We start from the raw sequence: 14,178 nt of genomic DNA on the forward strand, positions 1-14,178 counted from the left end.
GAACTTTATGAATTTAGTAGCATTTAATACACTACCCGAAGCTACCGCCAGGCAAGAGTTGTTTGCCTGCTGTGGTTCGACCCGGTGGGCGGATGCCATGATGGCACATTTTCCCTTTGCTTCCGAAAAGCAGTTGGTCGATTTGGCAACAGATATTTGGTACCACCAATGCGATGCGGGCGATTGGCGCGAATCGTTTACCCACCATCCGAAAATTGGAGATGTCAAAAGCTTGACTGAAAAATTTGCCGGAAAAGAACAAGCCGGAGTTGCAGTGGCCACGACTGAAATCATTGAAGCCCTGGCCAAAGCCAATGCCGATTATGAAGCCAAAAACGGATTCATTTTCATCGTTTGCGCCACCGGAAAATCGGCTGACGAAATGCTGCAGATTTTGTTGGATCGCCTGCAAAATTGTCCCGAAGAAGAATTACACATTGCCATGGGCGAACAGCAAAAAATTTCCATCATCCGTTTCAAAAAAATGCTGCCGGAAGGGGATTTCAGTTTCCTTAAAGTCAGTCAAATTACCACCCACGTTTTGGATACAGCCCTTGGCTTGCCGGGTAAAAATATTTCCATCCGATTGCAGGCCAAACGCAATAACATCTGGCTAACCATAGCGCAGGGAATTACCAATAATGACGGCCGAATTCCCGATTTATTGCCGCAAGAGAAAAATCTAAAGCCCGATACTTATAAAATGGTATTCGATACGGGAGCCTACTACAAAAAACAAAATCTGAAAACGTTTTATCCCGAAGTCGAAATTCAGTTTACGACTTTTGACGAAACCCATTACCACGTGCCGTTGCTGGTGAATCCTTTTGGATACAGCACCTATCGTGGCAGTTAAAATAATTTACAATTCACAAATTATAATTCACAATTCAAATGACAATTCCATCCCATAAAAAAGAACAATTGTTCCAAAGCCTGAGCAAAGCCAACAATGCTTTTAACGAAATTTATCCCGGTGACCGCAGCGAACGCCAACCGGTGCATACTTTGTACGGCGGTGCCAACCTTTTCAAATCCGATGCGCCGATAACGCTGGGCCAACGCGCTCTGGAAATTTTGGAAACCTACGCTCCCAATCATGAAGTTTTCGGAAAAGCATTCGGGCTGACCGGCGGGAATGATTTCAGCAAACGCATATACGACAAGGTTGTGGCCAAATTGAAAACCGAAGCCATCGAAGATTTTCGTATCGATTTTGAAGACGGTTACGGAAACCGAAGCAATGAAGAAGAAGATGCAACTGCCGAATCTGCTGCTAAAGAAGTAGCCAAAGGAATGGCCGATAAAACGCTTTCTCCTTTTATCGGAATCCGCATCAAACCGTTTACCGAAGAAATGAGAGAACGCGGATTGCGTACCTTAGATATTTTTCTTTCGACTTTGGTCAAAGAAACCGGCGGGAAATTGCCCGATAATTTTGTAGTGATGTTGCCCAAAGTAACCATACCGGAGCAACCCGAAACTCTGGCTAATTTTTTTACCATTTTAGAAGAAGAATTGGGCTTGCCCAAAGGCATCCTCAAAATGGAAATGATGGTCGAAACCACGCAGGCCATTATGGCCATTGACGGTACCAACCCGTTATATAAATTCATCAAAGCGGCACAAGGAAGATGCATTGCGATGCACTTCGGGACGTATGATTACACGGCCAGTTGCAGCATTACGGCCAAATATCAGGAAATGGATCATCCGGTGTGCGACTTTGCGCACCACATGACCAAAGTAGCATTGGCCCATACCGGAATTTGGTTGAGCGATGGTGCGACAAACACCATGCCGATAGGACCGCACCGCGGCAACTTGACCCCGGAACAAGAAGAAGAAAACCGTCAGGTGGTACATAGAGCTTGGAAAAAAGGGTACGACCACATTCGTCATTCGTTGTGGAATGGGTACTACCAAGGTTGGGATTTGAATCCGGCGCAATTCCCGATGCGTTATGCGGCGGTTTATGCCTTCTTTTTGGAAAGTTATGACGATGCGGTAGACCGTTTGAAAACGTTTGTGGAAAAAGCGGCGCGCGCGACATTAATTGGAGATGTGTTTGATGATGCGGCGACCGGACAAGGTTTGTTGAATTATTTCTTGCGTGCTTTGAATAGCGGGGCGATTACGGAAGAGGAAGTCTTGGCGACCGGCTTAACGTTAGAAGAAATCAGAGGCCGTTCTTTCAAGAAAATTTTAGAAAACCGAAAGGCAAAATAATGTAACTTTGTGCCTCAAATTTTATTTTAAATTAAATTACAATGTCAGACGATAAGAAAGTCATATTTTCCATGCAGCGATTGAGTAAATCGTATCAGGGAAGCGATAAACAAGTCCTAAAAAACATTTATTTGAGTTTCTTTTACGGAGCCAAAATCGGAATCTTAGGATTGAATGGTTCCGGAAAATCGACTTTATTGAAAATCATTGCCGGAGTCGATAAGAACTTTCAGGGCGATGTGGTTTTTCAACCGGGTTATACTGTGGGGTATTTGGAGCAAGAGCCTCAATTGGACGAAACCAAAACCGTTATTGAAATCGTGCGCGAAGGGGTAGCCGAAACCATGGCTATTTTAGATGAGTTCAACAAAATCAACGATATGTTTGGTTTGCCCGAAGTGTATGAGGATGCGGATAAGATGCAAAAGCTTATGGACCGTCAAGCCGAATTGCAGGACAAAATTGATGCGGCCGGTGCTTGGGAAATCGATAATAAATTGGAAGTAGCCATGGACGCTTTGCGAACTCCGGATGCCGATACGCCTATTAAAGTATTGTCCGGCGGAGAAAAACGTCGAGTGGCCTTATGCCGTTTGTTGTTGCAAAACCCCGATGTGTTGTTGTTGGACGAGCCAACCAACCACTTGGATGCGGAGAGCGTTCTTTGGTTGGAGCAACATTTGGCGCAGTATGCCGGGACCGTAATTGCCGTAACGCACGACCGTTATTTCTTGGATAATGTAGCAGGGTGGATTTTAGAATTGGACAGAGGGGAAGGTATTCCGTGGAAAGGAAACTATTCGTCTTGGCTTGATCAAAAATCAAAACGCATGGAGCAAGAGGAGAAGGTGGCTTCTAAAAGAAGAAAAACCTTGGAGCGCGAGTTGGAGTGGGTACGTCAAGGTGCCAAAGGCCGTCAGACCAAGCAAAAGGCACGTTTGCAGAATTACGACAAACTTTTGAATGAAGATCAAAAAGAGCTCGACGAGAAATTGGAAATCTACATCCCTAACGGACCTCGTTTGGGAACTAATGTGATTGAAGCTAAAAATGTGGCCAAAGCCTTTGGCGATAAATTATTGTACGACAATCTGAATTTCACTCTGCCACAAGCTGGTATTGTTGGAATTATCGGTCCGAACGGTGCCGGTAAATCGACCATCTTCCGAATGATTATGGGCGAAGAAAAACCCGATGCCGGAGAGTTTATTATTGGAGATACCGTAAAAATAGCGTACGTTGATCAGTCACATTCCAATATCGATCCGAATAAAACCATTTGGGAAAACTTCTGTGATGGTCAGGAATTGATTATGATGGGTGGTAGACAAGTCAATTCGAGAGCTTATTTATCCCGTTTTAATTTTGGCGGAAGTGACCAAAACAAAAAAGTATCTGCTCTCTCAGGAGGAGAGCGAAACCGTTTGCATCTGGCGATGACTTTGAAAGAAGAGGGTAACGTATTATTGCTAGATGAGCCAACGAATGATTTAGATGTGAACACCCTTCGTGCTTTGGAAGAAGGTTTGGAGAACTTTGCCGGCTGTGCCGTAGTCATCAGTCACGACCGTTGGTTTTTAGATCGTATTTGTACCCACATTTTAGCTTTTGAAGGTAACTCGGAAGTGTATTATTTCGAAGGAGGTTTCTCAGAATATGAAGAAAATAAAAAGAAACGTTTAGGTGTTGATGTAACGCCGAAACGAATTAAATACCGCAAGTTGATTAGAAATTAACATAATAGCTGTAAAATCCCGAGAAATCGGGATTTTTTTATGAATAAAACTTTTATATTTGATGTCTTAACTAACCCAATGCATAAGACTAAGTTTTTCTATACTTTTTTGCTTGTAATGCTCTCTTTTACTGCTGCTTTGGCACAAGGAAATAAAGCGGAAAAGAGCGCTATTGAAAAATTACTTAATCAGGCGGTTGGTGAGTTTAATGATGCGAAATACGACAAGGCTCTTGAATTTTCTAAACAGGCATTAATCAAATCATTCAGCATTAATGACAATTCTTATATAGCTCAATCCTACAATACCATAGGAGTAGTTTACAACGAGTGTTCGGAATCGGCTAAAGCCGTTGAATTTTACGACAAAGCCCTGTTTTTTGCCAAAAAAGTAAACAATGCTAAACTCTACAACTGGATTTACGGCAATTTGGGAAGTGTATATTATTTTAATCAGATTGATGTTAATAAAGGAATAGATTACTACAACAAAGCCTTGTATTATGCCGAGAAGATCAAGGATACCACTCAAATTGAATTCACTAAAATCAATCTCGCGAGTGCTTATTTTTCAATCAACAAATTTGATGAAGGGAATCAGCAGATAAGTGACATAAAGGAAAGAATTTTAGAAAAAGGTTCTGACGACGCCAAGATGTCTATGTATTTGTTGCTCGGGATATATGATACCCATAATAACCAGAAAAAAAGAGCTGAACAATATTATGCGACAGCCCAAAAGATTGCAATAAAGAATGAATTTCACTCCTTTTTGATAAACATATACGAAAACCTGGTTCGTCATCACAATCACTACAAAGAAAAATCCAAAGCTGAGATTTACAGGAAAAAATTGGATTCTTTGAGTAGCGTAGTTTATTCAAAAGATAAGATGGATAACATCAAAAAAACTGCGACTCAAATTGAGTTGGATGAGTATAAAATTCAGCTGGATAAAATTGAGAAAGTCAATCAAAAGCATCAGAAAAGTATAAAAGAGTCGAAGCTTATCGTCATTCTTTTTATTGTAATCCTGATAGTTTTACTACTGTTATTGTTGACATTGTATAAAAACGTCAAACTGCGCGAACAGGCCAATTTTGAACTGACACAGGCCAACGAAGCTTTGAAAGAAGCCAAAGAAAAAGCCGAAGAAGCATCGCAACTGAAATCGCAGTTTGTTTCTACGATTACCCATGAATTGCGGACTCCGCTTTATGGGGTTATCGGGATAACCAATATTATTTTGGATGAACACAAAGAATTGGGTAACAGTCCGCATCTCAAATCGCTTAAATTTTCTGCCAAATACCTGCTTTCATTAGTGAATGATATTTTGCAGATTAATAAAATCGAAGAAAAACGTATTGTTTTAGAAAGCCTGATTTTTAACCTTACCGATGAAATCACAACCATTAAAAATTCAGTTGAATACATAGCCGACAAAAACAATGATAAATTATCGGTTGAAATAGATACAGCCATTCCCGAATTTTTAATTGGTGATAAATTGCGCTTGTCTCAAATCATTATGAATTTGGTCAGCAATGCGCTTAAGTTTACTAAAAATGGAGAAGTTACTATCACGGCCGATTTAAAAAAAGTTGAGGGCAAAACCTATTTCATTGAATTCAAAATAAAAGACACCGGAATCGGAATTGCTAAGGAAGATCAGGAAAAGATATTCGACAAATTTGTACAAATAGAACGCAAAGAAGAAGATTATCAGGGTACCGGATTGGGATTGGCCATTGTATCCCGTTTGATTGAATTGTTCGGTAGTAAAATTCATTTAGAAAGTGAGGAGAATGTAGGTACCACTTTTACCTTTACCATTGGTTTTGAATACGATGAGGAAAGGTCAAGAGAAATTATCAACAACATAGAGGTTGATTTGTCTTCGAGTTACTTGTACAATATACTGGTTGTTGAAGACAATAAAATCAATCAAATGGTGACCAAAAAAATAATTCAAAACAGCAACATGAGTTGTACGATTGTGGATGACGGTTATGCTGCTTTGGTAGCTTTAGACCGCGAAGCATTCGATTTGGTTTTGATGGATATCAACATGCCACTGATTAACGGTTTTGATACCACCCGTAAAATAAGAGAAAAAGGGTTTAAGGTTCCTATTATAGCCTTAACGGCTTTTGACAAACAAGAAGTCATGGAAGAAGCACTGGCTGTTGGGATGAACGATATTATGGTTAAACCTTTCGAGCCAGCAAAATTGTACCAGGTGATTAGCAATCAGGTAAAAAAGAAAGAAAACGCCGGTTAGTACCAGCGTTTTTTGTTTTTCTTTGAGGCTTCCGATTTTCTGGATTTGGTTCCGTCGGATTTCTTTTTATTTCTCAAATCAGGTTTGGCATCAGGGTTGGCTTCTGTTTCTTTCCACGGAAACGGATGGTCTTTTGTCACCTTAACGTCTACCTTAATCAGTTTCTGAATGTCTTTCCAGTAAGGTTCTTCATCTTTTCCGCAAAATGAAATTGAAATACCGCCATTTCCGGCACGACCGGTACGACCGATGCGGTGTACATAAGTTTCAGGAATATTGGGCAAATCAAAATTAATGACATAAGGTAAACTTTCAATGTCGATACCACGGGCAGCGATATCAGTAGCGACCAAGACCGAGATTTCTTTATTCTTAAAACTGTCTAAAACACGTTGTCGGGCCGTTTGCGACTTATCTCCGTGTATGGCTTCAGCATTGATTCCTTGCTTTTTCAGTGCTTTTACCACATTATCTGCTCCGTGTTTGGTTCTGACAAATACTAACACGTTTTTCAGATTCTCATTGCGTATCAAATGATACAATAAAGCACGTTTATCCGATTTGTCTACAAAATAGATTTGCTGTTTTATAATCTCAGCAGTTGAAGATACCGGAGTAACCGAGACGTATTCCGGATTATTTAAAAACGTATCAGCCAATTCGCGAATGGCCATGGGCATGGTTGCCGAAAACAAAAGCGTTTGACGGTTGGTGGGAACCAATTTTACAATTTTGCGCACATCATTGATGAAACCCATATCGAGCATCAAATCGGACTCATCTAAAACCAAAAAATGCAAATGGTCAAAATCGACAAAGCCTTGTTTGTGCAAATCCAGCAATCTTCCGGGGGTTGCAATTAAAATGTCAACACCTTTTTTTAATTGGTCTACTTGTGGTACTTGTGAAACGCCGCCAAATACAGTCAATTGTCTCAAGTTGGTGTACTTACCATAAGTGTCAAAACTCTCACCAATCTGTACGGCTAATTCGCGCGTTGGTGTTACAACCAAGCAACGAATTTGTTTTGTCTTTTTGGAAGAGCCCACCATGCGGTGCAGGTGGTGAATTATTGGTATGGCAAAGGCAGCTGTTTTTCCGGTTCCGGTTTGTGCGCAGCCTACCAAATCTTTTCCGGCCAATATAATGGGAATGGATTTTTCCTGAATAGGGGTTGGGTTGGTGTATCCTTCTTCAAAAACGGCTCTTTGAATACTTTTGGATAATGATAAATCTTCGAATAACATAAATAAGACTCACGTTTAATGCGAGTTGCCGCAAAGATACGGTTTTTAAATTTGGTAAAAAGCGTTGTTTGTTGCAATGCAGGTTTACAAGACAGTAAAGTTGTTAGTTCTGTATTTACAATAGTTCTTTTCTCGATTTGATGAAATCGGTTACCAAATATCCGATAAGTTTGCCAATCAGATGGTTGTTTTTTTCTTCTCCTAATTCGGGAGCGCCTTCGCAAATGTGCAAATAGGCCGCATTTTTATTTTTTCCGAAAAAATTCACAAACTGACGCAGTTCTTCTACCGAAAAACCACTCATGGTCATGGCACTGCTGGCAATGTTAGGCAAAGCATCCAAATCGATTTCGATTCCGTAGGCTTCGTTTTTGATAAAATCTAAGGCGGTATTGAGTTCCTGTTGGAAGTTTTTTTGCTGACGTACTTTGATTTCGTCGTACGTGTTGTATTGTACGCGGTCTTCCATTTTCTTTAAAATGTCGATTACATTTTTGGAAGTATAGTTTTCATGCAGCCCAAAAATGAAGTATTTTTTCAGAAAGCCCTCTTCATAAGCGTATGAAAAACCGTTACCGCTGTGTCTTCCTTCCAGGATTCTGAAATCGGAATGTGCGTCAAAATTTATGGCATTGACGGGTTTTCCTAATCCTAATGCTGTTCCTTTTATGTTGCCGTAAGCATTGTTATGTCCGCCTCCGATAATGATGGGAGTTTTGCCGCATTTGATGATTGAAGTGATAACGTGAACCACTTCCTTATCTATTTTATCTACCAAAGAACTTAGTAGTTTTCGGTCGGCTGTTTTATGAAAATCCAAATTTTGAGCCGCTTCCATTTCCTGAGCCACGTCGAGGGTACCCAGTATAATGATTTGACTGCCTTTGCAAAAACGATTGTGTTGGATGTTGGCGATACTGCTGATGGCACTTTTCCAGGCAGAAGCTGCACCCGGTCGACCAAAATTTGCCCGAACCCCAACGTCTTCCGGAATTCCGAACAAGACGTATTTGGCTTCGCTGTTTTTGATAAATTCAATGGGATTAACATCTTTGGGAATGGTAATCATTTTTTCGCCAAATTTGACTTCTCCGCTTCTATGATTGGTAACCTTAGCCAAATCAGTGATGGTAAAAGGAATTACATTCTCCATAATGTTAAAATATTTCGTCAAAAATATAATAAAAATGTATAACTTTCGTTACTAATATAATTTGTACTAAATTTGTTAAACACAAAAAAAATAAACAATGGAAAATCAAAACAGTAATTCAAAACTTAAAGGAATAATTGCACTCTTGGCAGTTTTACTTATAGGTAGTTTGATTTATATTTTTAAGCTCACATCGGATGCAAAGACGTTGGAAACAACCGTTACCACCACAAAATCGGAAAAAGAAGCTGTGATGAAAGATTTGGAAGCCTTAAAAGCAACCTATGATGCAGCGATTGAGGAAAATACATCCATGTCGGATGAATTAATTGCCGAAAGAGACAAGGTTGTTAAGCTGATGGAAGATTTGAAAAAAGCCAAAGGAGACAATGCTTCTTTGAAAAAATACAAAGATCAGTATAAGAGTATGGAAGCTAAGATGAAGAATCTGATGCAGGAAGTAGATGTCTTAAAACAACAAAATAAAACATTGACGACCAATCTTGACAGTACTAAAGTTGTCTTGGAAGATTCTAAAAAATACAATCAGGTTTTAGTAGGTCAAAACGAAGAACTGGCCAAAACCGTTGAAAAAGGATCTAAGCTCAGCATTACCAATTTGAAAACAGCTGCCTATAAACTCAGAAGTTCAGGGAAACAAGTTGAGACTGATAAAGCCAGCAGAACCGATGTGCTTCAAGTGAGTTTTACTATAGCTGAGAACAAGATTGCTAAATCAGGAGATAAAACGTATTATGTTCAGATAATTGATGCTAAGAACAATGTGTTGGGCGATAAAGCCACCGCTACATTCGGAGAAAACACCTTGACGTACAGCTTTACCACCACGGTTCAATACGAAAACCAAACCGTTGATGTAAAAGAGCAATTGAAAGGGAAAGACTTTGCCAAAGGAACCTACTTTGTCAACGTTTTTGATAAAGGAGAATTGGTTTCAAAAAGCAGCTTTACTTTAAGATAAATAGAAATGACAGAAAGAAAAAGTCCCGAGAATTCGGGACTTTTTTTATAAGATACTTTTACCGTTGAGGATAACCTGTTCAATCAGATTGCTGCCAAAAGCATACGGTATTTCATAGAAAGAATTCAAGGGTTTGGTAATGATGAGATTGGCCTTCTTTCCTTTGGTGATGCTGCCATGGGTATCCGAAATTCCCATAGCATAGGCGCCGTTGAGGGTTGCTGCATTGATGGCTTCTTCGGGGGTCATTTTCATTTTGATACAAGCAGTAGCCACTACAAAATTCATATTCCCGGAGGGTGTTGTTCCCGGATTAAAATCGGAGGCCAACGCCAAGGGTAATCCGGCGTTGAGCATTTGACGTGCCGGCGTGTAAGGAATGCTGATGAAATAAGAGCAGCTGGGCAACGCTACCGGCATGGTTTCGGTATTCTTCAACACTTCAATATCGGCATCGGTTACAATTTCGAGATGATCGACCGAGAGGGCATTGTGCTTCACACAGGCGGCAATGCCATCAATGGCGGTAAACTGATTGACGTGTATTTTGGCCCGTAAGCCATATTTTTTACCCGCTTCCATGATGCGTTCGGTTTCTGCCACAGAGAAGTAACCGGTTTCTAAAAAGGCATCGATATAATCGGCTAATTTTTCTTCGGCAATTTTGGGCAACATTTGGTCAATGATTAAATCGAGGTAAGCACTGTGATTTTCCTTGTATGCCGCAGGAAAGGCATGGGCTCCCAGAAACGTAGCTTTGATGGCTATCGGATAGTTTTCGGCCAATTTTTTAATAACCCGCAGCATTTTCAATTCGCCTGCAACGGTCAAACCGTAACCCGATTTGATTTCGACGGCACCGGTTCCTTGTTGCATCACTTCTTCCAGTCTTTTTTGGGATTGACAGTACAATTCTTCTTCGGAGGTTTCGTTCAGTTTTTTGGCCGAATTTAAAATACCACCACCGCGATTGGCAATTTCTTCATACGTCAAGCCATTGATTCGGTCTACAAATTCCTGTTCCCTATTCCCGGCATACACTATGTGCGTATGGCTGTCACACCAAGTAGGCAAAACAATTTTACCGGTAGCATCAATGATTTCTACGTTCAGCTTCGGGCAATTTTCCATAGGACCAAAGGAAGCAATGATGCCATTTTCTATCAACAGAAAGGCATTTTTAATAGAAGGCAAAACAGCCATTTCAGCTCCGGAAACTTTAGCTATAGGGGTTTCGCGCACCTGTAGTAGTTCTTTTATATTGATGAGTAACGTTTGCATACAATGATTTTTGGTAAAAGTAGTTTGAAAAAAATAAATATGCTTAATTTTAAACAAATTTAGAGTCCGTGAGAAAAATTAAATACAAGAAAGGCAGAAAGGTTCAGCCCGCATTGCTTGAATATACAGGTATTCATAAGTATACCCAAACCGAAATTCAGTTATTTGTGTATGATGATCCCGACTTGGCGGAGTATCATGAATTTGACATCACGGAAATGCAAAAGCACGTTGATTTCAATAAAACCAATTGGCTCAATGTACACGGACTAAATGATACGGAAGTCGTGAGGGCCATCGGTGATTATCTGAACGTTGACAATTTCATGCTTTCGGATATTTTGAATACCACCAAAAGAACCAAGCTTGATGAGTATCACGATACGCTGTTCTTTAATGTAAAATCACTATTGCCCGAGGGAGATTCTACCAATATCAAAGTAGAGCAAATCAGCTTTTTGTTGAAGAAAGGTATTTTGGTTTCTTTTCAGGAAAAGCGCAGTGATTTCTTTACCCACATTCGCGAACGCATCCGAACCCATTCGGGAATTGTGAGAACAAAGCAGGCCGATTATTTGTTGTATCTGTTATTAGATGCGATTATGGAGAATTTTTACATTACCATTGAAAGCGAAGAGGATAAGGTGGAGGATCTGATTAATTTATCCAAGCAAAGTACCAATTTGTCTATTTTGGAACAAATTGAAAAACACCGCGATAATTACAATTTTCTGAAGCGTTCCATCATTCCGTTGCGCGATTCACTGTATTCCATTAAAAGCATCAAAGACGATAATGTATTCAATGCCATAGAAGCGGATAATTTTACTTTTTTTGAAAGATTGCATCAAAAATGTCTCGAACTTTTGGAACAAATTGAATACGATTTAACCACACTCGACAGTGCTGCTAATTTCTTCTTTTCGTCACAAAGCCACAAAATGAATGAAGTGATGAAAACCCTGACAGTGGTTTCCGTTTTCTTCATGCCTTTGACTTTTATCGTTGGCGTTTACGGAATGAATTTTGACAACATGCCCGAACTCCATTGGCAGTACGGTTATTTTATCATTTTGGGCTGTATGTTCTTCTTGTTATTGGGAATGATTTATTATTTCAAAAAGAAGAAATGGTATTGATGAGTTAATAATTACGAACGGGTGTTTTTAGGTTTTGCTTTAAATACAGTAAACCTATTATTCCGGCGATGAGTGACGAAACCAAAATCATGATTTTGGCGTTATCGATGTGCTCTCCATCTGTAAAAGCCAGTAGTGTAATAAAAATGGACATCGTAAATCCAATTCCGCCTAAAAAGCCCGCTCCTAAAATGGTTTTCCAATTTAAATCTTCCGGAAGTTGACCAATCTTTAACCGCACCGAAATAAAGCTGAAAAGCCCAATCCCGATTGGTTTCCCCAGGATTAAACCCAAGGCAATTCCTAAGGTGTACGGGTGGTTTAAAGCCGTATGCCAATCTGAGTTCATTGCAATTGCTGTATTGGCCAAAGCAAACAACGGTAATATAAAAAAGGCTACCGGCTTGTGTAAAAAATGTTGCAAAAGGTAAGAAGTAGATTTCTCATCACCGTTGCCAAAAGGAATGGCAAAGGCCAACAACACGCCGGTAATGGTGGCATGTACGCCCGAATTCAACATAAAATACCACATCACCACACCGCTAATCAGATACGGTATGAGATTGCGGATTTTCAATCGGTTTAATACAAGTAAAAACACAAATATTCCCAGCGCTAAAAGCAAATTGCTCCAAACGATTGTTTTGGTATAAAAAACGGCAATGACCAGAATCGCTCCCAAATCATCAATGACGGCCAGTGCTGTCAGGAATACTTTTAAGGAAGTGGGCACTCTGCTCCCTAGTAAAGACAGGATTCCCAAAGCAAAAGCGATATCAGTAGCCATAGGAATTCCGGCTCCCGACTGTGTACTTGTGCCTAAATTGAGCAGTAAATACAAACCGGCTGGGACCACCATCCCGCCCAAAGCAGCGGTAATGGGCAATAAGGCATTTTTAAGATTAGACAATTCACCAATGTAGACTTCCCGTTCTAATTCCAATCCTATCAACAAAAAGAAAATGGTCATCAGTCCGTCATTGATCCAATATTCAATGGGATGATTGCCCAGTTGCGTATGCCAAAGGTGTAAATAATTTTCACTCCAACTGGAGTTTGCTAAAAAAAGAGACAGTAAGGTGCAGGCAATTAAAATAAAGCCACCGGCTTTTTCACTGTCAAAAAAATCCTTGAAAAGTTTGGTAATGATCATTTTTCAAAGATAAAAAAAGCTCCTCATAAAAGGAGCTTTTTCAATTAGATTAAATCTTGTTGGCGGATAAAGTACTTATAACGCAGTAATAATAAACTGACTTCTTCTGTTGAGTTGGTGTTCGGCTTCGGTACACGGAACGCCATCAGCACATTTGTTTACGAGTTGTGATTCACCGTATCCTTTGGCGGTCAATCTGTCGGCTTTAATACCGTTTTTGATTAACCAGTCTTTGGTTGATTTGGCTCTTCTGTCGGATAGTTTTTCGTTGTAAGCAAAAGAGGCTCGGGAGTCGGTATGGGAACGAATATCAATTTTCATGGTTGGATATTGCTCCAGTACGTCTAAGATTTTAGCTAAATCGATAGCAGCATCGGGACGGATGTTCCATTTGTCTAAATCAAAATAGATTAAGTTGATACCGAATACATCGGCTAAATCACCCCCAATGGGGATTGGTTTGGCGGTTTTTTCCAGTTCGATATTGAGCTCGGTTTTACCGGATTCTTTCCCGATGATTACCGGAGATTCTTTGGTGTTGTATCCTTCCAGAGAAGCTCTGACGTAGTATTTCTCTCCACACTCCACTTCGGTGAATTCGTATTTACCCTGGGCATCAGACACGGTTTCTTTTAATTTTTTGAAGTTGCTGTCCATCAGCACCAGTGCTGCTCCGGGTAAAATAACTTTGGTATCCTGATCGGTCACCACCCCTGTCAACACTTGTTCACACCAGATGGGACGGGTTTCGGTGAATTTGTAGATATCATCGTTTCCTTGTCCACCGTCGCGATTGGAACTTAAGTATCCTTTTTTAGTTTTGGAGTTGATAATTAAAGCAAAATCATCTTTAGTACTGTTGGCTTCTTCTCCCACGTTGAGCACCTGCTTGAAGTTAAGCGATCCGTCTTTCGGGATTTTAGTAATGAAAATATCCAAACCGCCAAGACCGGGCTGTCCGTCCGAGGCAAAGTA

Annotated in this window: 11 protein-coding genes; 6 read left to right on the forward strand and 5 right to left on the reverse strand. The window is 40.2% G+C overall.

What is annotated here, in order from left to right:
* Nucleotides 1-7: 7 nt before the first annotated feature.
* The 4 genes from uraD to EZL74_RS11970 all read left to right on the forward strand — a co-directional run bounded on the left by uraD (nt 8) and on the right by EZL74_RS11970 (nt 6,248).
* Nucleotides 8-856, forward strand: a complete 849-nt coding sequence (gene uraD, locus EZL74_RS13240; RefSeq protein ID WP_204745139.1) for a 2-oxo-4-hydroxy-4-carboxy-5-ureidoimidazoline decarboxylase — start codon at nt 8-10, stop codon at nt 854-856.
* A gap of 38 nt (nt 857-894) precedes the next feature.
* Entirely contained in the window at nt 895-2,229 is a 1,335-nt protein-coding gene (locus EZL74_RS11960) for a DUF6986 family protein (protein ID WP_131476853.1), read from the forward strand.
* A gap of 41 nt (nt 2,230-2,270) precedes the next feature.
* A complete protein-coding gene (gene ettA / locus EZL74_RS11965) occupies nt 2,271-3,965 on the forward strand; it encodes an energy-dependent translational throttle protein EttA (RefSeq protein WP_131476854.1) in 1,695 nt (564 codons plus the stop codon).
* A gap of 78 nt (nt 3,966-4,043) precedes the next feature.
* On the forward strand, nt 4,044-6,248 hold the full coding sequence (locus EZL74_RS11970; RefSeq protein ID WP_240034596.1) for an ATP-binding protein: 2,205 nt from the start codon (nt 4,044-4,046) through the stop codon (nt 6,246-6,248).
* On the opposite strand, the gene EZL74_RS11975 is transcribed toward EZL74_RS11970, so the two are convergent.
* Both EZL74_RS11975 and EZL74_RS11980 read right to left on the reverse strand, forming a co-directional pair.
* On the reverse strand, nt 6,245-7,495 hold the full coding sequence (locus tag EZL74_RS11975) for a DEAD/DEAH box helicase (protein WP_131476855.1): 1,251 nt from the start codon (nt 7,493-7,495) through the stop codon (nt 6,245-6,247). The genes EZL74_RS11970 and EZL74_RS11975 overlap by 4 nt on opposite strands.
* 115 nt (nt 7,496-7,610) lie before the next feature.
* Nucleotides 7,611-8,648 carry a formimidoylglutamase gene (locus tag EZL74_RS11980; protein ID WP_131476856.1) on the reverse strand — a complete coding sequence of 346 codons (1,038 nt, stop codon included), beginning with the start codon at nt 8,646-8,648 and terminating at the stop codon, nt 7,611-7,613.
* Nucleotides 8,649-8,745: 97 nt separating this feature from the next.
* Between EZL74_RS11980 and EZL74_RS11985 the strand changes: the two genes are divergently transcribed.
* The gene (locus EZL74_RS11985) at nt 8,746-9,630 is read left to right on the forward strand and encodes a GAS domain-containing protein (RefSeq protein WP_131476857.1); all 885 of its coding nucleotides are present in this window, start codon (nt 8,746-8,748) and stop codon (nt 9,628-9,630) included.
* Nucleotides 9,631-9,675: 45 nt separating this feature from the next.
* Here the strand turns inward: EZL74_RS11985 and hutI are convergent, their stop codons facing one another.
* Nucleotides 9,676-10,911 carry an imidazolonepropionase gene (gene hutI, locus EZL74_RS11990; protein ID WP_131476858.1) on the reverse strand — a complete coding sequence of 412 codons (1,236 nt, stop codon included), beginning with the start codon at nt 10,909-10,911 and terminating at the stop codon, nt 9,676-9,678.
* A gap of 68 nt (nt 10,912-10,979) precedes the next feature.
* Between hutI and corA the strand changes: the two genes are divergently transcribed.
* Complete coding sequence (corA, locus tag EZL74_RS11995) at nt 10,980-12,050, forward strand: magnesium/cobalt transporter CorA (RefSeq protein WP_131476859.1); 1,071 nt, start codon at nt 10,980-10,982, stop codon at nt 12,048-12,050.
* A 4-nt stretch (nt 12,051-12,054) separates the two neighbouring features.
* Here the strand turns inward: corA and nhaA are convergent, their stop codons facing one another.
* Both nhaA and EZL74_RS12005 read right to left on the reverse strand, forming a co-directional pair.
* Nucleotides 12,055-13,203 (reverse strand): Na+/H+ antiporter NhaA, encoded by a 1,149-nt coding sequence (gene nhaA / locus EZL74_RS12000; protein WP_131476860.1) that lies wholly within the window; start codon nt 13,201-13,203, stop codon nt 12,055-12,057.
* 75 nt (nt 13,204-13,278) lie between these two features.
* The coding region (locus tag EZL74_RS12005) for an OmpA family protein (RefSeq protein ID WP_154669986.1) at nt 13,279-14,178 on the reverse strand (900 nt) is incomplete at its 5' end.

The organism is Flavobacterium silvisoli, from assembly GCF_004329815.1.
GTDB lineage: Bacteria > Bacteroidota > Bacteroidia > Flavobacteriales > Flavobacteriaceae > Flavobacterium > Flavobacterium silvisoli.